General features: G+C 67.3%; 18 protein-coding genes. 10 read left to right on the top strand and 8 right to left on the bottom strand.

Features of this window, described 5'->3' with window-relative positions; all coding sequences use genetic code 11:
* Positions 1-3 precede the first annotated feature (3 nt).
* From NPJ82_RS15200 to pgi, 6 genes are all read right to left on the bottom strand, one after another.
* Positions 4-1,437 (bottom strand): glucoamylase family protein, encoded by a 1,434-nt coding sequence (locus NPJ82_RS15200; RefSeq protein ID WP_342657876.1) that lies wholly within the window; start codon positions 1,435-1,437, stop codon positions 4-6.
* A gap of 58 nt (positions 1,438-1,495) precedes the next feature.
* Entirely contained in the window at positions 1,496-4,537 is a 3,042-nt protein-coding gene (locus NPJ82_RS15195) for a TonB-dependent receptor (RefSeq protein WP_342657875.1), read from the bottom strand.
* Positions 4,538-4,961: 424 nt separating this feature from the next.
* Positions 4,962-6,311, bottom strand: coding sequence for a glutathione-disulfide reductase (gene gorA / locus NPJ82_RS15190; RefSeq protein WP_342657874.1), 1,350 nt, complete (start codon positions 6,309-6,311; stop codon positions 4,962-4,964).
* Positions 6,311-6,724, bottom strand: a complete 414-nt coding sequence (locus NPJ82_RS15185; RefSeq protein ID WP_342657873.1) for a PIN domain nuclease — start codon at positions 6,722-6,724, stop codon at positions 6,311-6,313. Before NPJ82_RS15185 ends, gorA begins: the two co-directional genes overlap by 1 nt.
* Entirely contained in the window at positions 6,721-6,912 is a 192-nt protein-coding gene (locus tag NPJ82_RS15180; protein ID WP_342657872.1) for a type II toxin-antitoxin system VapB family antitoxin, read from the bottom strand. Before NPJ82_RS15180 ends, NPJ82_RS15185 begins: the two co-directional genes overlap by 4 nt.
* Positions 6,913-6,956: 44 nt before the next feature.
* Positions 6,957-8,450 (bottom strand): glucose-6-phosphate isomerase, encoded by a 1,494-nt coding sequence (gene pgi / locus NPJ82_RS15175; protein WP_342657871.1) that lies wholly within the window; start codon positions 8,448-8,450, stop codon positions 6,957-6,959.
* Between the two features lie 150 nt (positions 8,451-8,600).
* Between pgi and lepB the strand changes: the two genes are divergently transcribed.
* From lepB to era, 3 genes are all read left to right on the top strand, one after another.
* Positions 8,601-9,464, top strand: coding sequence for a signal peptidase I (lepB, locus tag NPJ82_RS15170; RefSeq protein ID WP_342657870.1), 864 nt, complete (start codon positions 8,601-8,603; stop codon positions 9,462-9,464).
* On the top strand, positions 9,461-10,126 hold the full coding sequence (rnc, locus tag NPJ82_RS15165) for a ribonuclease III (RefSeq protein WP_342657869.1): 666 nt from the start codon (positions 9,461-9,463) through the stop codon (positions 10,124-10,126). The genes lepB and rnc overlap by 4 nt, the downstream gene beginning before the upstream one ends.
* A 243-nt stretch (positions 10,127-10,369) precedes the next feature.
* A complete protein-coding gene (era, locus tag NPJ82_RS15160) occupies positions 10,370-11,263 on the top strand; it encodes a GTPase Era (RefSeq protein WP_342657868.1) in 894 nt (297 codons plus the stop codon).
* A gap of 4 nt (positions 11,264-11,267) precedes the next feature.
* Here the strand turns inward: era and NPJ82_RS15155 are convergent, their stop codons facing one another.
* Positions 11,268-11,996, bottom strand: coding sequence for an NAD-dependent deacylase (locus tag NPJ82_RS15155; RefSeq protein WP_342657867.1), 729 nt, complete (start codon positions 11,994-11,996; stop codon positions 11,268-11,270).
* A 200-nt stretch (positions 11,997-12,196) separates the two neighbouring features.
* Between NPJ82_RS15155 and NPJ82_RS15150 the strand changes: the two genes are divergently transcribed.
* The 6 genes from NPJ82_RS15150 to NPJ82_RS15125 all read left to right on the top strand — a co-directional run bounded on the left by NPJ82_RS15150 (position 12,197) and on the right by NPJ82_RS15125 (position 18,672).
* Positions 12,197-12,352 carry a hypothetical protein gene (locus NPJ82_RS15150; protein ID WP_160146731.1) on the top strand — a complete coding sequence of 52 codons (156 nt, stop codon included), beginning with the start codon at positions 12,197-12,199 and terminating at the stop codon, positions 12,350-12,352.
* 118 nt (positions 12,353-12,470) lie between these two features.
* Complete coding sequence (gene dapB / locus NPJ82_RS15145; RefSeq protein WP_342657866.1) at positions 12,471-13,199, top strand: 4-hydroxy-tetrahydrodipicolinate reductase; 729 nt, start codon at positions 12,471-12,473, stop codon at positions 13,197-13,199.
* Positions 13,196-13,858 carry an endonuclease III gene (nth, locus tag NPJ82_RS15140; RefSeq protein WP_342657865.1) on the top strand — a complete coding sequence of 221 codons (663 nt, stop codon included), beginning with the start codon at positions 13,196-13,198 and terminating at the stop codon, positions 13,856-13,858. Before dapB ends, nth begins: the two co-directional genes overlap by 4 nt.
* A gap of 14 nt (positions 13,859-13,872) precedes the next feature.
* The gene (locus NPJ82_RS15135) at positions 13,873-15,630 is read left to right on the top strand and encodes a copper resistance system multicopper oxidase (RefSeq protein ID WP_342659035.1); all 1,758 of its coding nucleotides are present in this window, start codon (positions 13,873-13,875) and stop codon (positions 15,628-15,630) included.
* Entirely contained in the window at positions 15,627-16,679 is a 1,053-nt protein-coding gene (locus tag NPJ82_RS15130; RefSeq protein WP_342657864.1) for a copper resistance protein B, read from the top strand. The genes NPJ82_RS15135 and NPJ82_RS15130 overlap by 4 nt, the downstream gene beginning before the upstream one ends.
* A 199-nt stretch (positions 16,680-16,878) precedes the next feature.
* A complete protein-coding gene (locus tag NPJ82_RS15125) occupies positions 16,879-18,672 on the top strand; it encodes an ABC transporter ATP-binding protein (RefSeq protein WP_342657863.1) in 1,794 nt (597 codons plus the stop codon).
* A gap of 236 nt (positions 18,673-18,908) precedes the next feature.
* Here the strand turns inward: NPJ82_RS15125 and topA are convergent, their stop codons facing one another.
* Positions 18,909-21,494: a type I DNA topoisomerase gene (gene topA / locus NPJ82_RS15120; RefSeq protein WP_342657862.1), complete on the bottom strand. Its 2,586-nt coding sequence runs from the start codon at positions 21,492-21,494 to the stop codon at positions 18,909-18,911.
* A gap of 303 nt (positions 21,495-21,797) precedes the next feature.
* Here topA and NPJ82_RS15115 point away from each other — a divergent pair, with 303 nt between their 5' ends.
* Positions 21,798-22,127 carry an SMR family transporter gene (locus NPJ82_RS15115; RefSeq protein ID WP_112381550.1) on the top strand — a complete coding sequence of 110 codons (330 nt, stop codon included), beginning with the start codon at positions 21,798-21,800 and terminating at the stop codon, positions 22,125-22,127.
* Positions 22,128-22,145: the final 18 nt, after the last annotated feature.

Here is a 22,145-nt window from a genome sequence, read left to right as displayed (position 1 = left end):
CCCTCAGCCCATCCAGCCGCCGCTGAACCCGGCGCGTTCCAGGCCGCGGCGCAGGTGCGGATTGCGCTTCATGGTGTTCCAGACGAGGCCGGTGCGATGGTTCTCGATCATCGCGACGATCGGGCCCTGATCGATGCCGAGATGGTCGGTCGCGACCCAGCCGGTGCCGGGGACGATGGAGCCGTGCTGCAACCGGTGGTCGGTCTGTTTCAGCGTCAGGTTGAAGCTGTCGCGAAAGCCGTATTCATCATAGATGCCGGGGTAGCGCGCGATCATCGCCTGGGCGGTGGGAATGACGATTTCGGGTGCGAAGGCGATCGAGCCGAAGGCGGCGGTGGGCGCGATCGTGCCGTCGTCGCGGTCCCCGGGCCCGCGGGCGGAATAGCTGAAGAATTCGCGGTTGCGCCCGTCGATCTCCTGCACGAAGTCGCCGGGCCCGTCGCAGGCGGTGAAGCCCCAGACATCTTCGCCATAGCCGACCCAGTTGCCCGGATTGGCAATGGCATAGCGTTGCTGCGCATAGGTGGCGCGGCGACTGTTCTCGAAATAATCGATGCCGCGGCGGCGCGAATAGGCATCGGTCATGCCGCGGAAATCGACCCACACCTGGCTGTACTGATGGCCGAACAGCGGCGGGAAGGCGGTATAGGCATCGACGTAACTGGCATCCCATGAGGGATCAAAGGTGTCAGTCCAGCGCGTCCAGGTGTCGGCAGGCAAGGGGTGGCTGGGGGAGCCGAGCGCCAGCAGGTAAAGGATCAGGCTTTCGTTGTAGATGTTCCAGTCGCTGGAGATGAAGCCGCTTTCCGGCATCCAGCCCATCGACACGAAGGGCGCGCGCGGGGTGATCCAGGTCCATTCGACCGCGGTGTAGAGTTGCTCGGCAAGCGCGCGGATCTCGGATTCGCGAATATCCTCGGCATCGAACCAGCTTTGCACGAACAACACGCCCGCCATCATCAACGCGGTGTCGATTGTCGACAGCTCGCATTTGGCGAAGCGATGCCCCTTCGTCATGCCGAGGAAGTGATAGAAGAAGCCTTTATACCCGGAAAAACCAGTGGGTTGATCGCCCTGCGGGGCGGCGGCGAGGAAGCGCAGGGTGGCCAGGGTGCGGGTGCGGGCCTGGTCGCGGGTGATCCAGCCATTGGCGGCGCCGATGGGGTAGGCGGTGAGGGCGAAGCCGATGGCGGCGATCGAGGCGAAGGAGGGGGTGGGCCAGCGATCGGGCGCAAGGCCGGTTGCGGGGTCGGTCGAGTCCCAGAAATAGCGGAAGGTGCGCTGCTGAATGTCCTTGAGGAGCGCATCGGGCGCAGAGATTGGCGGCCCGAAGGGGGCGACCAGGATCGGCGGCGGGCTGACGCGGGCGGGGGTACAGGCGGTGACGATACCGGCGGTTCCGGCGGCGAGCAGGCTGCGGCGGGTCAGGGTCGACATGGGATCGGAAACGCCCGCCGCCTGCAAGCGGATGCATTGCAGGCGGCCGGGCCGCGGGTCAGAAGCGATAGCCGAGGCGGAACTGCACGCGGCGCGGCAGGGTCAGCACGCGCGTGGCGTTGGCCGCATCGGCGGGGCGCAGCGTATCGGGCGGGGTGGCGGACAGGTTGATACCTTCGTCGAAGCCGGCGAAATTCTTGTTGTTGAAGGCGTTCAGCACGTCGACTGCGGCCTCGAAGCTGTCGCTGTTGCCGAAGATCGAGAAGCGCTTGGCCAGCGTCAGGTTGACTTCGCAAAAGGCGAACAGCCCCTTGATGCAGTTCTTTTCCGGATAGCCGACGCGGAACGCGCGCTGGCCCGGCTCGGTACCGTTGGTGGTATCGACGATATTGTAGGCCGAGCCGCTGCCCAGCGTCGTGATCGTCGAGAATTTGAAGCCGAGCGGCAGATCGACGATGCCGGACAGGACAACGCGGTGGCGCTCGTCACCGACCGAGGGGCGCCAGCCATAGGCGTCGGGCACGACCTCATCGAGGCTGAACAGGTCGAACACGTCGTTCGCGCCGTTCTTCTCCGCCTTGCCAAGCGTATAGGCGATGTTGAGGCCCCAGCCCGATGCCTCGGTATAGGTCTTGTCGAGGGTGAAGAAGAGCGCCTTGTAGCGGGTGTCGAGCCCGTCATAGCCGATCAGCACGTTCTGATAGCCGAGTGCGCGGACGGTGGAGAGCAGCGCCGGATCGTTGGGCGCGCCCAGGCCGCCATTCTGCCGCGTGGCGAACAGATAGGTATAGCCGTTGCGACCCCGCTGGTACGATCCGGAAAGCGAGGCCTGGAACGGCCCGACGCGCTGGCGGATGCCGAACGAGACCTGATCGTTGACCGGCGGCTTCGTGTTGTTCTTGGTCGCCAGCAGTTCGGGCAGGCCGGTTTCGGGCTGCGTCGAGAGCAGGGTCAGCAGGCCGTCGCGGGTCAGGTAGCTGGGGTTCCAGGCGACGGTGGGCAGGCCGCGGCGCGGCGTGCCGGTCGGCGAGAAGCGGAACACGCCGACCGGGTTGATCGTGCGGCTGAGTTCGTCGACCGTGTTGTTGAAGTTGTTGCGGTCATAATAGCGGCCGGCGCCGCCGAAGATCACCGTCGACTGGTCGTCCTTGATATCCCACGAAAAGCCGAAGCGCGGCGCGATGGCGCCGGCGAACGGCTTGCGGTTGTTACCCGTCGATATGTAGTTTTCGGGATCGAAGTAGAAGGTGCTGGGCAGCGCGCGCAGCGCGGCGGCGGCATTGTCGGGGGTGCGGAAATTGTTGTTCTTGGCGTTGGTCTCGTAATCCCAGCGCACGCCGATGTTGAGTTGCAGCCGGCCGGTGACGTCCCAGTCGTCCTGCGCATAGACACCGACCTGCGTGTTGGAGCCGTAGATGCGGCCATTGCCGAGGCCGAGGCGCGCCTCGGACGGAAAGGCGAAGGTCAGGTCGTCGCTGGTGTCGTTGGGCGTGCCGGCATTGTCGGCGCGGTTGAAGGTGTAGCGCGGCTGGATATAGGCGTTGTTGATGAATTCGATATCGGTGATCTCGACGCGGCCGCCGACCTTGAACACATGGGTGTCGAGGCCGGTATAGGTCAGGTCGTTACGGAAGGTGTAGCTTTGCTGCACCTCGCGCCTGGTCGAATCCTTGCCGCCGAAGACCAGCACGCCGGCATAGTCGAAAGAGGGCAGGTCCGGGTTCAGCGAGGTCGGATTGAAGATGTAGCTGAGATAGTTGGCGTTGAATTCGTTGACGAAGCTGTCGCCGGTATAGGTCCATTTGAACAGATAGGTGTCGACCGTGTTGATCTTGTTCTCGGCGCTTTCATAGCTGACATTGCCGTCGAAGCCCTGGATGTCGGTTTCCTGACGGCGGCTGAACGACAGGTCGAACACCTGGCGCTCGTCCGGGGTCAGGGTCAGCTTGCCGAAATAGAAATCCTGGCGGAACGGGCTGACAAAGGCGCCCTCGAACTCGCTCAGGCGGCGGCCGGAGAATTGCTCGAACTCGTTGATCGCGGCCTGTTCGCCGCTGGAATTGACGATCAGCGCGCGGTCCTGATCGTTGCCCTCATAGGCGCCGAAGAAGAACAGCTTGTCCTTAATGATCGGGCCGCCGAGCGAGGCGCCGTACTGCTTGCGTTCAAAGGCGGGCTTGGGATCGCCGCGGCGGCGGACGATGTAGTCGGTCTGGCTGAGCGAGCGGTCGGTATATTGGCCGAAGACCTCGCCGTGGAATTCGTTGGTGCCCGACTTCGTCACCGAGGTGATGATCGCCGAGCCGGCCTGCTCATATTCCGCCTTGTAGTTCTGCGTCAGGACGCGGAATTCCTGCACCGCGAGCTGGCCGAAGGGATTGCCGCGGCTGTTCTGTTGCCCCGCGACGCCGCCCTCACGCAGCTTGTTCTTCAGGCTGACGCCGTCGATGAAGACGTTGACCTGGCTAGCCGCCGAGGCGCCGGCCTGAAACCCCTTGTTCGTCTCGGAATCATTGTAGCGGACGCCGGGGGCAAGCGCGGCGAAGCTGAGGAAGTTGCGGTCGGTCTGCGGCAGGGTGCGGATCTGTTCCTGGGTGATGTTGGTCGCGATCTCGCTGGTCTTCACCTCGACGAGGCGGTTGCCGGTGACGACGATCTCGCCGCCATCGCCGCCGCCGGGGGCGGCCGGCGGCGTGCCGTCGATCGTGGTTTCGGTCCCGGTCCCCGGCGCCGGGGTCGGCGCGGGCGCGGCGAGGCGGATGTCGAGCGTCGCGGACTGGCCGATCGACACGATGACGAGGCGTTCGGCGGTCTCTCCGCTGGTGGCGGTGGTGGTGATGCGGTACTGGCCGGGACGCAGGCCGTTGAGGACAAAGGCGCCATTCCCGTCGGCGGTGCTGCGCTGCGTCTGGTTGGTGCCGGTGTTGACCGCGGTCACCGCGGCGCCGGCGGCGGGCGCGCCGTCCGGCCCGGTCACCTGGCCGCGGATCGAGGCGGTCGTCGTCTGCGCGGCGGCGGGCGCGGACAGGATCGTAGCGCTTCCTAAAATGGTGGTGGTGGCCAGCGTGGCGCGCAGTGCGGCCGTCATCATCGTCTTCATCACGTCGTTCCCCATGGGCCGGACCCGATCGGGCCCGTGCCGGTCCTGCCTGTCGGGCTGCCGGCGCCGTGGGGCCCCCGTCGCCGCCGGTTCTACCGGCCGGGACGTAAGGCTGGGCGGGGATGACCCGCCATCGGCAATCCTCTCCGTAACGGAGCCGTGCGCAACCCTGATGCCGTCGCCGCCGGGTGCGGGAGAGCCGCCCCTGCTTGTCGTTGCAGCAGAGCCGAACTGCTAATCCCGATCGCTTGTGTACGCCAAGCGACCTTATGGTGGAGCGTGTTGCATTCAGGGCCCGATGTGGCGCGGCCGCCACGCGGCAGGAGGGCGGGGCGGCCGGTACGGGCCGGCAGGGCAAAAATCGCCCGGCACCAGGAACCTTCCCGCGGGTGATGCGTGGGCGCACACCCGCGGGAGCATCAGGTCAACGCATCAGGACGAGTTCCTCGGCCATGGTCGGGTGCAGGGCGACAGTGGCGTCGAACTGCGCCTTGGTCAGACCCGCCTTTACCGCGATCGCCGCGGCCTGCAGGATTTCGGGTACGTCGGGGCCGATCATGTGCAGGCCGAGGATGCGATCCGTCTCGCTGTCGCACACCATCTTGTAGAGGGCGCGCTCGTCACGCCCGGCCAGCACGTTCTTCATCGGGCGGAAGTCCGACGAATAGACCTTGACCGATCCCAGCTTCGACTTGGCCTCCGCCTCCGTCATGCCGACGCCGGCAATGGGAGGATGGCTGAATACGGCAGAGGGGATGCAGTCATAGTCGACGCTGGTCGGCTTGTTGCCGAACACGGTGTCGGCAAAGGCCTGACCCTCGCGGATCGCCACCGGCGTGAGTTGGACGCGGTTGGTGACATCGCCGACGGCATAGATGCTGTCGCAGGTGGAGCGGTTCGCCTCGTCCACCTTGATCGCGCCCTTGTCGTCCAGTTCCACGCCGGCGCTTTCCAGGCCGAGGCCATGGGTGTTGGGCACGCGGCCGGTGGCGAACATCACGCAATCGACCACCACGGGTTCGTGGTTCGCCATGCTGACCTGCAGGCAGCCATCGTTGAGCTTCTCGATCCCCTGGAAGGTGGCGTCAAAGCGGAACTCGATCCCCTTCATCATCGAGATCTGAAGCAGGCGGTCGCGGATCGCCAGTTCATAGCCGCGCAGGATCTCCTTGCTGCGGTTCATCAGGATGACATGGGCGCCAAGCTGGTGAAAGATGCCGGCGAATTCATTGGCGATATAGCCGGCACCGGCGATCAGGATGCGCCTGGGCACGGCGGGCAGGTGGAACGCCTCGTTGGAGGTGATGCCGAGTTCATGGCCTTCGCATTCTGGCACGGCGGGGTGGGCGCCGACCGCGATCAGGATCTTGCCAGCGGTCTTTTCCGTGCCGTCGGCGAGGCGGACGCTGTTCGGGCCGGTCACGACGGCGCGCTGGTTGATGATGTCGACCCCGTGGCTTTCCAGCGTATTGGTATAGGCGCCGTTGATCCGGTCGACCTCGGCCAGCACATTGTCGCGCAGCGTCGGCCAGGAAAATTCGCACTGGTCGGGCACCTGCCAGCCGAAGCGCTTGGCATCGCTCAGATCCTCGGCGAAATGCGCACCGATCGCGAGCAGCTTCTTGGGCACGCAGCCACGGATGACGCAGGTGCCGCCGACGCGGTATTCCTCGGCCACCGCGACCCTGGCGCCATGGGCCGCGGCAACCCGGCTGGCGCGCGTGCCGCCCGACCCGGCGCCGATGACGAACAGGTCATAATCAAAGTCGGACATCAATTCACTCCGGATGCGGGTTCCAGCACCGGGATCAGCCCCAGATGCCGTACGAAAGGGTCGAAGTCCCGGTCACTGTAAAGCAACGGGGTGCCATCAAGGATGCAGCGCGTGGCGATGAGCGTGTCGATGGTCTTGCGGATGGTGATGCCAAGCGTGCGCAGGGTACGGTAGTGGCGAGCGGCTTCCACGGCGCATCGCTCCCCTCCGACCGGCACCACCGGATACACCGTCATCCTGCCGTGCAGCCGCCTGTATTCCGCGTCCGTCCGGCAGCCCTGCAGAACCTCCGTAAGTACCAGATCGGGAATGCCGATCGGCCTTTTATCAAGAATGGTATCGAGGTGATCGGCCTGGCGCGACGGGCGGCCGGTCAGATAATCGATCCAGACACTGGAATCGACGAGGATCAATCGCGCCTCATCGCGTCGAGGTCGCCGATCCATTCCACCTTGCCGCGCAACTCGCGGATGCCGGCCTGACGTTTCAACTGCACCAGTTGACGAAGGGCGGCCTCGACTGCCTCCTTCTTTGTACGTGCGCCGGTCGCCTCCATGGCTTCGGCCATGAGCGCATCATCGATCTCGATATTGGTCCGCATGTGTATGGCTCCCAGGAGCCATACACATAAGGAGCGCCGCGGCGTCAGTCGAGGCCGGCGCGGGCGATCAGGTCGGTGGTGGAGGGGTCGAAATCACCGCCGCCCTTCTCCGCCGCCTTGGCCATTTCCTTGCCGAGTTCGACGCCGAACTGGTCGAAGGAGTTGATGCCGAGCAGTACGCCGTTCACGAAGACGCGCTGTTCGTAGAAGGCGATGAGGGCGCCGAGCGTGCGGGCGTCGACCGTGTCGAGCAGCAGGGTGGATGAGGGGCGGTCGCCCGAGTAGCTGCGCGCCGGGTCGTCCGCCTGCTTGCCCTTCATGAGTGCCGCCCCTTGCGCGAAGGCGTTGAGGAGCAGTTGGCGGTGATGCTCTTCGGCGAGGGTGTCGCCGGGTTCGATGGAGGCGATGAACTCGACGGGGACGAGGTGGGTGCCCTGGTGGAGGAGCTGGAAGACGGCGTGTTGCGCGTCGGTGCCGACGCCGCCCCAGGTGATGGCGGCGGTGGGGCGTCCGACGGGCTGTCCGTCGATGGTGACGCCCTTGCCGTTCGATTCCATTTCGAGTTGCTGGAGGTAGCTGGGGAGGAGGCGCAGGCGCTCGTCATAGGCGAAGGGGGCGCGGGTCTCGGCGCCGCGGACCTGGGTGTAGTAGAGGTCGGCAAAGGCAGCGAGGGCGGGGGCGTTCTCGTGGAGCGCGGTGAGGCGGAAATGGCGGTCCATCTCGGCTGCACCCTCCAGCAATTCCTCGAACTGGTCCCAGCCGAGCGCGAGCGCGGCGGGAAAGCCGATCGAGGACCAGAGCGAGTAGCGCCCGCCGACCGATTCCGAGAAGGGCAGCACGCGCGTCTCGTCCACGCCCCATTCCACCGCCTTGTCCGGGCTGGCGGTGAGCGCGATCACGCGGCCATACGGATCCTCGACGCCGTGTTCGGTCATCCATTGCAGGACCGAGGTGGCGTTCAGCATCGTCTCGGTCGTGGTGAAGGTCTTGGAGGCGACGACGAGCAGCGTGGTCGCAGGGTCGAAGCGCTTGAACGCTTCCTCCAGCGCGACGCCGTCGACGTTGGAGACGATCGCCACGTCGTAGCGATCGCTTTCGCGGCCGAGCGCGTCGACCAGCAGATCGGGCCCGAGCGCGGAGCCGCCGATGCCGACGTGCAGGATGGAGCGGACGGGGCCGAGCGCCTCCGCCTCGATCGCGTCGATCAGCGCGCGCATCCGGTCGTGGAAACCGCGCGAGCGGGCGACGCTTTCGGGATTGCCTTCGCCGCGCTCGGCGGTGTGCTCGACCGCGCGGCCCTCGGTGACGTTGACCACCTCGCCGCCGAACAGCGCGTCGCGCTTGGCGGCAAGCCCCTGCGCCTTGGCGAGTTCGGCGAAGGCGGCGACCGCGTCACGCGTCAGGTGCGTCTTGGACCAGTCGAAATGGATGCCCGCGACGTCGAGGCTGAACGTCTTCAGCCGGTCGGGGTCCTCGGCGAAAAGCTGGAGAAGCGGCGTCCGGGGAAGCGCTTCGATCGTCGACCAGTCGGCAGCCATGGGTATATGTCCTTTGCATAAGGGGCCGTTATCCTGTCGGGGGTATGACAAGGCGACGGCGAAAGCCAAGCCCGAACGTTTCGCACCTGCGAAGGGATGCAGACGACCTGCCGCTTGACGCCGCCCAAGCGTTGCGCGAACCGATGACGCATGGCCGATACACCACCGCCCGCCGCCGCCCCGAAGGCGCAACCCGACAGCCCCAAGCGTTCGGAAGCGGAGGAGACGTTGCGCTTCCTGTTGAAGCTGGCGCTGTTCGTGTTCGTTATCCGCAGCTTCCTGTTCGCGCCCTATTCGATCCCGTCGGAATCGATGCTGCCGCGCCTGCTGATCGGCGACTATCTGTTCGTGACCAAGTGGAATTACGGCTATTCGCGCTGGTCGCTGCCCTGGGGCCTGCCGCTGATCCCGGGGCGTATCCTGGCGAGCGACCCGGCGCGCGGCGACGTGGTGGTGTTCCGCAGCCCCGACCCGGCGCCCGGCGATACCGACCCGGCGCATGACGATCACGACGTCATCAAGCGGGTGATCGGCCTGCCCGGCGACACGGTGCAGGTGCGCGGCGGGCAGGTGATCCTGAACGGCAAGCCGATCCCCAAGGCGCGGGTCGCCGACTTCACCCTGCCGCTGAGCCCGAATTTCGATGCGGAGAAATGCGGCGCCGATCATCTGGACGTGGTCGGCGGCACGCAGATCTGCCGCTATCGCCGCTATCGCGAGACGCTGCCCGGCGGGCGCAGCTACGACGTGCTGGATCAGGGCGACTTTCCCGATCGCGACGACACCGACGTCTATACCGTGCCCGCGGGCAACGTGTTCCTGATGGGCGACAATCGCGACGATTCGGCGGACAGCCGCTTCCCCGCACCGTTCGGCATGGGATACATCCCGATGGAGCGGCTGGAAGGCAAGGCGGCGATCACCTTCTTCTCGACCGATGGCAGCGCATCGTGGCTGTTGCCATGGACCTGGTTCCAGGCGGCACGGCCGGCGCGGATTGGAGAAGGGTTTTGAACGTGCCTTCGGAATGGCTGGCCAGCGTTTTCGGTCGGGTGCCGAGGGACGCCGCGCCCTTCGCCCGCGCGCTGACCCATGGCAGCCAGGCGGCGGAGAATTACGAGCGGCTGGAGTTTCTGGGCGACCGGGTACTCGGCCTCGTCATGGCCGAATGGCTGTGGGAGCAGTTTCCGGATGAGCCCGAGGGGCAATTGTCCAAGCGGCTGAACGCGCTGGTGACGGGTGCGGTGTGCGCCGACGTGGCGCGCGAACTGGGCGTGCGCGATCATCTGCGGCTGGGCAAGCAGGCGCGCGACGACGGCGCATCGGAAAGCGACAATGTGCTGGGCGACGTGATGGAGGCGCTGATCGGTGCCTGGTACCGCGAAGCCGGGCTGGAGGCGGTGCGCGCCTTCATCCACCAGGCCTGGGGCGACCGGGTGCATGCCCATGCCAAGGCGCCGCAGCATCCCAAATCGGCGCTGCAGGAATGGGCCGCGGCGAGCAATCGCAAGCCGCCCGAATATGAAGTAACCGACCGGTCGGGGCCGCAGCATGCGCCGCGCTTTACGGTGACGGTGCGGGTCGGCAAATCGGCCGAGGCGACGGCGAGCGGAGCGAACAAGCAGGAGGCCGAGACGGCGGCAGCCAAGGCGTTGCTGGCGAAGGTGCGGGGGTAAGGGAGCAGCGGCGATTTCGTCCTCGGCCGGTTCGTGTCTGGAGCGGGTGACGAGGCCGCGTTTCGTGCGCCAACCTGTCGCTCGATACACCGTTTCGATACGCGGCTGCGCCGCTACTCGACGGTTACTCGATACGAACGGGGAAGGGGGGATCACGCCGGTCCGGCTTGGGACGAGCCGCTTATTCTCTAACCGGCCGATTTCTGCTAACGGGGCGGCATCTCTTCCCCCGGAAAGCCTAGAATGACTCAACATTGCGGCCTCGTCGCCGTCGTCGGTGCACCCAATGCCGGCAAGTCCACGCTGGTGAATGCGCTGGTCGGCCAGAAGGTCGCGATCGTCAGCCCCAAGGCGCAGACGACGCGCGCCAAGTTGCTGGGTGTCGCAATCGAGGGCGATGCGCAGATCCTGCTGGTCGACACGCCCGGCATCTTCGAGCCGAAGCGGCGGCTGGACCGGGCGATGGTGGCCGCGGCCTGGGGCGGGGCGGAGGGTGCCGACATCCTGGCGCTGGTGGTCGACGGCAAGGGCGGTTTGGGGTCCAAGGTGACCGACATCGCCGAGGCGATCGCCGACCGGCCGGAGCCCAAGCACCTGATCCTGAACAAGGTCGATCTGGCGGACAAGGCCAAGCTGCTGGTCCATGCCGAAAAGCTGAACGCGCTGGTCCCCTTTGCCGAGACGTGGTTCGTCAGCGCGGCGACGGGCGACGGCGTGGCCGAGTTGAAGCGTGCATTCGCCAAACTGGTCCCGGAAGGGCCGTGGCATTATCCGGAGGACCAGGTGTCCGACGCGACCGAGCGCGCGCTGGCTGCCGAGGTGACGCGCGAGCAGCTTTACCTGCAACTCCATGCCGAATTGCCCTATGCCAGCGCGGTCGAGACCGAGGCGTACAAGGAGCGCGAGGACGGGTCGGTCGAGATCCACCAGCAGATCTTGGTCGAGCGGCCGACGCAGCGCGCGATCGTGCTGGGCAAGAGCGGCGCCCGGATCAAGGAGATCGGCGCGCGCGCCCGCACCGAACTGGCGCAGTTGCTGGGCCATCCGGTGCACCTTTACCTGCACGTGAAGGTCCGCCCCGGCTGGGACGAGGACCGCGACGTGTATCGCGACCTGGGGCTCGACTGGGTGGAGTGACCCGTCAGCCGAGCAGCGAATCGACCCAGTCGGGGACGAGCACGCTTGCCGGCCCCAATCGGCTTTCGGCGAACCGGTCGCTGCCGGCCGAGCGTTCGAGATTGAGTTCCAGCGTGTCCGCGCCGTACGCGCAGGCAAGCTGGACGAAGCCGGCGGCGGGATAGACCGCGCCCGACGTGCCGATCGACACGAACAGGTCCGCGCCCGCCAGAGCCGCCTCGATCCGGTCCATCGCATAGGGCATCTCGCCAAAGAACACGATGTCGGGCCGCAGCGCCGGGGCGCCGCAGGCGGGGCAGGAGGTGCCGGGTGGCAGATCGCCCTGCCAGTCGCTGCGTTCGTCGCAGGCGGCACACAGCGCCGAGCGCAGCGCGCCATGCATGTGGACGAGCCGGCGTGTTCCTGCGCGTTCGTGCAGGTCGTCGACATTCTGCGTGACGATGAACAGGTCGCCCGGCCATGCCGCGTCGAGCCGGGCGAGCGCGCGGTGTGCGGCATTGGGTGCGGCCTCGCCAAGGGCGGCGCGGCGCGCATCGTAGAAGCCGTGCACGAGCGCGGGATCGCGGGCCAGCGCCTCGGGCGTGCAGACGTCCTCGATCGTATAGCTTTGCGGCACGCCGAAGCGGTCGCGCACGTCCCAATAGGTGACGCCGGCGGTGGAGTGGAAGGTGGGAATGCCCGATTCGGCGGACAGCCCGGCCCCGGTCAGAACGACAAGCGATGGCGTGGTCATGGGAGGAGGATATCCGGGTCGCGACCGCGGGGAAAACGGGAATGCAGCCTGATTTCAGCCCATTGTACGATTTCGTACATACCCCTTGGCTGTGCCGCTTTGGTGCAGGGACTGTGACCTGGTTCATTGCTGCGCGTCGGTGCGGTGGATAAGCCCGCGCCAGATTTTGCCGCCTTTGTTGCTTGTTCGCGGAGTTTTGCATGAACCCCTATTCCGAAGCGCAGTCGCTGCTGATCCGCGCACGTGAGCTGATGGACGGTGCCGGTGACACGCTGGTCGCCGCACAGATCGAATTGCCGCTGGAGTCGCTGGACCGGCGGCTGGAAGCCGAAGCCGGCGACGTGGCGCGCGGCTGAAAGCCGGCTGGCCGATACTCTCGCCCCCTTGCGCGGGCGCCGCGTTCTGGCAGAGCGGGGACATGACCGATCATCCCATACCGTCAGTCGCCCGTGCACCCCGGTGGGAGCGTCGGGCATGACCGCGATCGGCATCTATGGCAGCGCCGGGCGGATGGGCCGTGCGATCGCCGACCTGATCGAAGTGGAAGGCGCGACGCTGGCCGGTGGGGCCGATTCGCGTGACGACCCCTTGCCGCTAGCCCTCGCCGCCGATGTGCTGGTCGATTTTTCCACCGCCGGTGCGCTCGACGCGCATCTGGCGGCGGCGCGCACCGCCGGGACCGCGATCGTGATCGGCACGACGGGGCTGAGCGCGCAGCAGCATGCCGCGATCGATGCGGCGGCGGCCGAGATCGCGGTGCTGCAGACCGGCAATACCTCGCTGGGCGTCACGCTGTTGTCGACCCTGGTGCGCGAGGCCGCGGCGCGGCTGGGTGCGGACTGGGACATCGAGGTGCTGGAAATGCACCACCGCCACAAGGTGGATGCGCCGTCGGGTACCGCGCTGCTGCTGGGCGAGGCGGCGGCGGCGGGGCGGGGCACGAGCTTGAGCGAACTGCGCGTCGACGGGCGTGCGGGACTAGTCGGCGCTCGCACCGAGGGGACGATCGGCATGGCGTCGCTGCGCGGGGGATCGGTGGTCGGCGATCACAGCGTGATCTTCGCCAGCGAGGGCGAGCGGATCGAACTGAACCACCGTGCCGATGCGCGCTCGATCTTTGCCAAGGGCGCGGTGCGCGCCGCACTGTGGCTGGCAGGGCAGGCGCCGGGGCGGTATCGCATGGGCGACGTGCTGGGCTTGTGAAAAAGGGCGACGTCGTCGAATTCTACGCGCGGCTGGCGGAGGCGAACCCGCATCCCGAGACCGAGCTGGAGTTCGTCAATCCCTACACGCTGGTCGTCGCGGTCGCGCTGTCCGCGCAGGCGACCGATGCGGGGGTGAACCGTGCGACGCGCGGCCTGTTCGCCACCGTCGATACGCCGGCCCGGATGCTGGAACTGGGCGAGGCGGGGTTGAAGGAGCAGATCAAGACGATCGGCCTGTTCAACACCAAGGCCAAGAACGTCATCGCGCTGTCGCAGATGCTGGTCGACGACTATGGCGGCGAGGTGCCGGCGGACCGCGATGCGCTGGAACGGTTGCCCGGCGTCGGGCGCAAGACCGCGAACGTGGTGATGAACGTGGCGTTCGGGGCGGAAACCTTTGCGGTGGACACGCATATCTTTCGCGTCGGCAACCGCACCGGGCTGGCGCGCGGCAAGACGCCGCTGGCGGTAGAGCTGAAGCTGGACAAGGCGACGCCGCAGCCCTTTCGCCTGCACGCGCATCACTGGCTGATCCTGCACGGCCGCTATGTGTGCAAGGCGCGGCGGCCGGAATGCTGGCGCTGCATCGTCGCCGACCTGTGCGCGTACAAGCCCAAGACGCCGGCGCCGGAGGCGGCCGGCACGAAATCGGCATGAGCGAGGATGACGGCATGGTGAAGCTGACCCGCCGGGGCTTTCTGGGTGCGGCCGGCGCGGTGGCGGTGCCCGGCTGGGCGCAATCGGTGTCGGCGGGGATCGCCGCGCCCTTGCCCGAAGTGTCGAGCGAGGCGATCACCCTGACGGTCGCGCACCAGATGATGCGGGTCGACGAACGCGCCATGCACGGCATCGGCATCAACGGCAGCGTGCCGGCGCCGCTGATCCGGTTGCGGCAGGGGCAGACGGCGCGGCTGACCGTGGACAACCGGCTGGACGAGGAAACCTCGCTGCACTGGCACGGGCTGCTGGTGCCGTTCCAGATGGACGGGGTGCCGGGGATCAGCTTTCCCGGCATTCCGGCACGCAGCCGCTTCACCTACGAATTTCCCGTCATCCAGGCGGGCACATACTGGTATCACAGCCATTCGGGGTTGCAGGAGCAGATGGGGCTGTACGGCCCGATCGTGATCGATCCCGAAGGGGCGGACCCGGTCGCGTTCGACCGCGAACATGTGATCGTGCTGTCCGACCATAGCGCGATGCATCCGCATGCGATCTTCGCCAGGCTGAAGGCGCAAGGGGGGTATTTCAACTATCAGAAGCAGACGCTGGCCGGGCTGATTGCGGGACGCGACCAGTCGGCGGGCGAGCGGTGGATGTGGGGCGGGATGCGCATGGACCCCAGCGACGTGTCCGACGTGACGGGGTCGACCTACACCTATCTGGTCAACGGCCATGGACCGGCGGACAACTGGACCGCGCTGTTTTCGCGCGGGGAGCGGGTGCGGCTGCGCATCGTGAACGCCAGCGCGATGACGATCTTCAACGTGCGCATCCCCGGGCTGAAGCTGACCGTGGTGCAGGCGGACGGGCAGGATGTGCGCCCCGTCGCGGTGGACGAGTTCCAGATCGCGGTGGCCGAGACCTATGACGTGATCGTCGAGCCGGATGCGGCGATGGCCTATACGCTGGTGGCCGAAGCGTGGGACCGGTCCGGCATGGCGCGGGCGACGCTGGCGCCGCGGGTGGGCATGGCGGCGGCGGTGCCGGCGCTGCGCCGGCGGCCGCTGGCGACGATGAAGGACATGGGGATGGGCATGGATCACGCGGCGTCCGCGGCGCCCTGCGCCCCCGAGCATGCGGCGATGGGGCACTGCGCAGGTGGAGATGGCGCGGGTGGGCATGGCGCCCCTGCGCCGATGCGCCATGCGATGCGCGACTTCGCCAACGCGCCCGAACTGCCGCGCACGCCGACGGTGCAGACGGTGGCGCCGATGCCGGTGGACCGCACGGGCGAGCCGCCACAGGGGCTGGCGGATGTGGAGCACCGGGTGCTGGTCTATCGCGATCTGGTCGCGCTGGCGCGCAATCCGGACGTGCGGGTGCCCTCGCGCACGCTGCGCATCCACCTGACCGGCAACATGGAACGCTATATGTGGGCGTTCGACGGGGTGAAGCTGAACGAGGTCAAGGCGCCGATCCCGTTCCGGCATGGCGAACGGGTGCGGGTGACACTGGTCAACGACACGATGATGGCGCACCCCATCCACCTGCACGGCCATTTCTTCGAACTGGTCACGGGGCACGGCGACCATGCTCCGCGCAAGCATACGGTGAACGTGGCGCCGGGGGGCACTGTGACCTTCGACCTGACCGCGGATGCGGTGGGCGACTGGGCGTTCCACTGCCACCTGCTCTACCACATGCATGCCGGCATGATGCAGGTGGTGACGGTTCGTCATGATGCCACGATGGAGCATGGCGCGTGAGCGTGGTGCTGCTGGGCCTGCTGATGGCCGTGCCGCAGGATTGTTCGCCGGAACATGCGGCGATGGGGCATTGCAAGGCCGCGCCTGCCACGCCCGCGCCGGCCGCGACCGAGCCATGTTCGCCGGAACACGCCGCAATGGGGCATTGCAAGGCGGCACCGGCCGTGCCTGCCCCACCCGCCGCGCCCTGCGCGCCCGAGCATGCGGCGATGGGACATTGCACGCCTGCCCCTGTCCGCTCAGGCGGCCACGGCGCGATGGATCATGGCGCGATGGGGCATGATGCGGGCGCCCAGATGCCGCCGGTAGTGGGCGATGCACCGCCGCCGCCGGTACCGACGACACGCGCGGCGGATGCCTTTTACGATCCCGTCGCGATGGCGCGCGCGGAGCGGCGGATGCGGCGCGAGCATGGCGGCATGGCGATGCATCAGGTGATCCTGAACATCGCCGAGGTTCAGGTGCGGAACGGCCGCGACGGCTATCGCTGGGACGGCGAGGGCTGGTTCGGTGGGGATATCCACCGGCTGGTGGTGAAGAGCGAGGGCGAGGGGGATTTCGGGCGCCGCGTCGATGCGGCCGAGGTGCAGGCGCTGTATGCACGCGCGGTCGATCCGTACTGGAACCTGCAGGCGGGCGTGCGGCAGGATGTCGGCGCGGGGGCACGGCGGACCTATGCGGTGCTGGGGGTCGAGGGGCTGGCGCCCTATTGGTTCGATGTCGAGGGCGCGCTGTTCCTGTCCGATCGGGGCGACGTGCTGGCGCGGGGCGAGGCATGGTATGACCAGCGCATCACGCAGCGGCTGATCGCGCAGCCGCGGGTGGAGTTCAACCTGGCCGCGCAGGACGTGCCTGCCAGCCGGATCGGCGCCGGGCTGTCGAGCGCGGAAGCGGGCCTGCGCCTTCGCTACGAGATCGCGCGCGAGTTCGCGCCCTATGTCGGCGTGTCGTGGGAGCGGCGTTACGGGGCGACGGCGCGGTATGCGCGTCGCGATGGCGACGGCACGGGCGGCTTTGCGCTCGCGCTGGGGGTGCGGGCCTGGTTCTAGGCGCGGTGGCGGCGATCTGCTAAAGGCGGAGCCGGACTCGATCAGCGCGAAGGAGGGCGACGATGACCAATCCGTATCCGTCCGTGCCCGGCGTTCGACGTGGCGGGTGTTTCGCACACCCCTGACGCCTGCGGCTCGCGCGCGCGCCGCCATTCCGTTCCGCTGATCCAGGGACCGCGCCGATGGGTGCGGAATTATCATGACTGATGAAGACGATGACCTGTTTCCGCGCGCGTCGGTGTTGCGGCGCGTGCTGGGGTTCACCTTTGCGTTGTGGCGGCGGGCGCCGCGGCTGGCGGCGGCATGTGCGCTGGCGATGATGCTGGGCACGCTGACCGAGGTGTTCGTGCCGCTGTTCGCCGGGCGGATGATCGATGCGGTGGGGCAGGGCGCGCGAGGGGCGGCGATGTCGGCCTTTGCCGCGATCGTCGCGCTGGGCGGGGCGATGGTCGTTTTCCGTCATCTGGGATGGTGGGCGATCACGCCCCTGACGCTGAACATGATGCGCGACGTGACGGTGGAAGCGTTTGCGCGCGTCCAGCGGCTGTCGAGCGACTGGCATGCCAATGCCTTTTCCGGGTCGACGGTGCGGCGGATCACGCGCGGCATGTGGGCGCTGGATACGCTGAACGACGTGCTGCTCCTGTCGCTCCTCCCCTCGGTAACGGTGCTGGCGGGAACGGTGCTGCTGCTGGGGCTGCACTGGCCGGTGCTGGGCGCGGTGATGGGCGTGGGCGCGGTTGCCTATATCGCGCTGACGGTCGGATTGGCGACGCGGGTGCTGGCGCCGATCGCGCGGCTGTCGAACCAGTGGGATACGCGGATCGGCGGCGTGCTGGCCGATGCGATCGGCACCAATGCGGTAGTCAAGGCCTTTGGCGGCGAGGCGCGCGAGGAGGAACGGCTGGCACACACCGTCGCCAAATGGCGGCGGCGCACGCGCCGGACCTGGATGGCGTTCACCTGGGCGGGATCGGGGCAACTGGCGCTGTTGTGGGTGATCCGCGTCGCGGTGACGGGCGTGGCGCTGTGGCTGTGGGGGCAGGACCGGGCGAGCGCGGGCGACGTCGCCTATGTGCTGACCAGCTATCTGGTGCTGAACGGCTATCTGCGCGACATCGGCCAGCACATCCATCAGTTGCAACGGTCGGTGAACGAGATGGAGGAACTGGTGCAGCTCCATGACGAGCCCGCAGGCGTTGCCGACCGGGTGGGGGCGCAGCCGATCCGGGTGAGCGACGGCGCGATCCGGTTCGAGGGGGTGACGTTCCGCTATGCCGGGCAGGACAAGCCGCTCTATGCCGCGCTGGACGTGGCGATCCCGGCGGGGCAGCGCGTCGGGCTGGTGGGGCCGTCGGGATCGGGCAAGACCAGCTTCGTCAAGCTGATCCAGCGATTGTACGACGTGGATGCGGGGCGCATCACCATCGACGGGCAGGATATCGCGCACGCCACGCAAGGGTCGCTGCGCGGCCAAGTGGCGATCGTGCCGCAGGAGCCGGTGCTGTTCCACCGGACGCTGGCGGAGAATATCGGTTACGGCCGGCCCGAGGCGAGCATGGCCGAGATCGAGGAGGCGGCGCGGCTGGCCAACGCGCACGACTTCATCATGCGACTGCCCAAGGGATACCGGACGCCGGTCGGCGAGCGCGGGGTGAAGCTGTCGGGCGGCGAGCGGCAGCGGGTGGCGATCGCCCGCGCCTTCCTGGCGGATGCGCCGATCCTGGTGCTGGACGAGGCGACGTCGAGCCTGGATTCGGAGAGCGAGGCGGCGATCCAGCAGGCGATGGAGCGGCTGATGGTGGGACGCACCGCGATCGTGATCGCACACCGACTGTCGACCGTCAGGGCGCTAGACCGCATTCTGGTGTTCGATCACGGGCGGATCGTCGAGGACGGGCCGCATGAGGCGCTGATCGCGGCCGAGGACGGGCGGTATCGGCGGTTGTTCGAGCGGCAGGCCGGCGCGGGGGTGGCGGAGATTGTGGGGTAGGGGGGTGTTGGGGATGCAGCGCCCTCTCCCCCATGGGGAGCATCAGGTGAACAGCGCCCCGCGCTGTTCAGCCCATGCCGGGGGCATGGGCGACCTGATGCTGGAGGGGCCCGCCGCGTAGCGGTGGGAGGGAGAGGGGGCGCCACAAACGGAGCACTGCTTGTCTGCCCCTCACCCTTCCCCCTGCCTTCGGCAGTGGGCCCCTTCCCTCTCCCCGGAGGGGAGAGGGGATTATGTTAGAAGGGGGGATCTTCGTCGGGTGCGGCGGCTTTGGCGGCCGTTTTCTTTGCCGCTGGTTTCCTGGCTGCCGGCTTCTTCTCCGCCGTCTTCTTGGCCGCAGCCTTTTTCGGCGCGGCCTTTTTCTTCTTGGGCGGCGCGGCGGCGGCGCGGGCGTCGATCAGCTGGGCGGCTTCCTCCAGCGTGAGCTGGTCCTTGTCGACGGTCTTGGGGATCGTCGCGTTGGTTTCGCCGTCGGTGACGTAAGGACCGTAGCGGCCCTCCATCAGCTTGATCTCGGTCTCGGTGCGCGGATGCTTGCCCAGGATCTTCAGCGGTTCGCGCGCGGCGCCGCGGGCGGGGCGACCGCCACCGGCCGCCGCATCCGCCAGCTTGGCGACGGCGGCGTTCATGCCGGTTTCGAACACCTCGGCGGTGGACTGAAGCCGGGCATATTTGCCGCTGTGTGCCAGATAAGGGCCGTAGCGGCCGATCGAGGCGGTGATCGGCTCCCCCGTTTCCGGGTGGTTGCCGATGGTACGCGGCAGGCTGAGCAGCTTGAGCGCCCATTCCAGATCGAGATCGACATCCTTGGGGATGGAGGCGCGCTTGGCCTCCTTGCCCTCGCCGAGTTGGATATAGGGGCCGAAACGTCCCGACTTGCGCTCCACCGGCAGGTCGGTTTCGGGGTCCTTGCCGAGCGTCTCGGGGCCGGTGTCCTCACCGGCCGCCTCGCCCCCTTGCGCGAAGCGGCGGGTGTATTTGCATTCGGGATAGTTGGAGCAGGCGATGAACGCGCCGAAGCGGCCGCCGCGCAGCGCCAGCTTGCCCTCGCCGCAATTGGGGCAGAGACGCGGGTCCGAGCCGTCCGCCTTTTCCGGAAAGAGATAGGGGGCGAGGAACTGGTCCAGTTCGGCGGTGATCGCCGAGGGCTGCTGTTCCATCACCTCGTTGGTGCGCGGCTTGAAGTCGCGCCAGAACGCTTCCAGCACCGCCTGCCACTGCGCGCGGCCGCCCGAGACGTCGTCCAGTTCCTCTTCGAGTTCGGCGGTATAGTCGAAGCCGACATAACGCTCGAAAAAGCGTTCAAGGAAGGCGGTGACGAGCCGGCCGCTTTCCTCCGCGAAGAAGCGGTTCTTCTCGACGCGCACATAGGCGCGGTCCTTCAGCGTCTTGATGATCGAGGCATAGGTGGAGGGGCGACCGATGCCGAGTTCCTCCATGCGCTTGACCAGCGAGGCTTCGGAGAAGCGCGGCGGCGGCTGGGTGAAGTGCTGCTCGGCCTTTACGTCCTTCTTTGCGGGCGCATCGCCGTCGCGCAGGCGGGGCAAGCGGCGCGATTCCTCGTCCGCGGCATCGTCCTGACCCTCTTCGTAGAGCGCGAGATAGCCGGGAAAGAGCACGACCTGTCCGGTCGCGCGCAGCACGTGGCGGCCGGTGCCGTCGGCCATGTCGATGGTGGTGCGCTCCATGCGGGCGGATGCCATCTGGCTGGCGAGCGCGCGCTTCCAGATCAGGTCGTACAGGCGGCCATGATCGCCCGAGCCGGCCCGGTCGCGGGAGAAGTCGGTGGGGCGGATCGCCTCGTGCGCTTCCTGTGCGTTCTTCGCCTTGGACTGATATTGCCGCGGCTTGTCCGGCACATAGCTGGCGTCGTAGCGCTCGGCGACGGCCTTGCGCGCGGCCGAGATGGCGCTGCCGTCCATCTGCACGCCGTCGGTACGCATATAGGTGATCGCGCCGTCCTCATAGAGTTGCTGCGCGATCCGCATCGTGTGGTCGGCGGAGAAGCCGAGCTTGCGCGCCGCCTCCTGCTGGAGCGTCGAGGTGGTGAAGGGGGGCGGCGGGTTGCGCGTCGCGGGCTTGGTCTCGACCGACTGGACGGAGAAGCGGCCCGCCTCGACATCGGCCTTCGCGCGCGTCGCATCGCCCTCGTTGCCGATCGACAGGCGGTCGAGCTTCCTACCCTCCCACTGGACCAGGCGCGCGGTGAAGGGGGTACCGTCCTGCTCCATTTCGGCGGTGACGGACCAGTATTCCTGGGGGCGGAACGCCTCGATCTCGCGCTCGCGCCCGACGATCAGGCGCAGCGCCACCGACTGGACGCGGCCCGCCGACTTGGCGCCGGGCAGCTTGCGCCACAGCACCGGCGACAGGGTGAAGCCGACCAGATAATCGAGCGCGCGGCGGGCGCGATAGGCGTCGATCAGGTCGGTATCGAGTTCGCGCGGATTCTGCATCGCGTGCAGGATCGCGGGCTTGGTGATCGCATTGAAGGTGACGCGCTCCACCGCCTTGGGCAGCGCCTTGCGGTTCTTCAGCACCTCGCGCACGTGCCACGAAATCGCCTCGCCCTCGCGATCGGGGTCGGTGGCGAGGATCAGGCGGTCGGCCTTCTTCGCCTCGTCGGCGATCGCCTTGAGCTGCTTGGCCTTGTCGGCGTAATTTTCCCATTCCATCGCGAACCCTTCATCGGGGTTCACCGAGCCGTCCTTGGGCGGCAGGTCGCGGACGTGACCATAGCTGGCGAGGACGCGGTAATCGCCGCCGAGATATTTCTCGATGGTTTTCGCCTTGGCGGGGGATTCGACGATGACGAGCTGCATAAGCGGGGCGTGGTGTCCTTACGTGTACGCGCGAGGATGGGGAGGGGGAGACGGTGGCGTCAAGTCGTGGCGGCGCGGGCGGTTCCCGTCATGACCGGACAGGCACCACGCGGAAGTGGACACTACATCCCCCCACCCGTGTCCACTTCCGATCGCGGCGGGAGCGGCCCGGACGAAGAGGGGTAGTGCGGACCGGGTTCGTTTCATGCGCACCATATAAGATGAAGCGGGGCTTGTAGGACAGCGCCGATCGATCCGGTGCGGGGCATGACAGATGTGACTGGGATCGTTAGCGTCCCCGGCATGGCGTATCTTTACCTGTTCATCGCGATCCTGGCGGAGGTGACCGGCACTTCCTTCATGAAGCTGTCGGAAGGATTTACCCGGCCGGTGCCGTCGCTGGTGACGGCCTTGGGCTATGCGATCGCCTTTTACTTCCTGTCGCTGACGCTGAAGACGATCCCGACGGGCATCGCCTATGCGATCTGGTCGGGGGTGGGGATCGTGCTGATCTCGGCGGTGGCGTGGGTGTTCCAGGGGCAGAAGCTGGATGCGCCGGCGATGATCGGCATGGCGCTGATCATCGCCGGGGTGGTGGTGATGAACGCCTTTTCGCGCGCCGGGGGGCATTGAGGAGTTGCCTTCTCCCAG

The sequence above is a fragment of the Sphingomonas sp. NY01 genome (assembly GCF_038809135.1).
Taxonomy (GTDB): domain Bacteria; phylum Pseudomonadota; class Alphaproteobacteria; order Sphingomonadales; family Sphingomonadaceae; genus Sphingomonas; species Sphingomonas carotinifaciens.
This window is presented reverse-complemented; position numbering and strand designations above follow the sequence as displayed.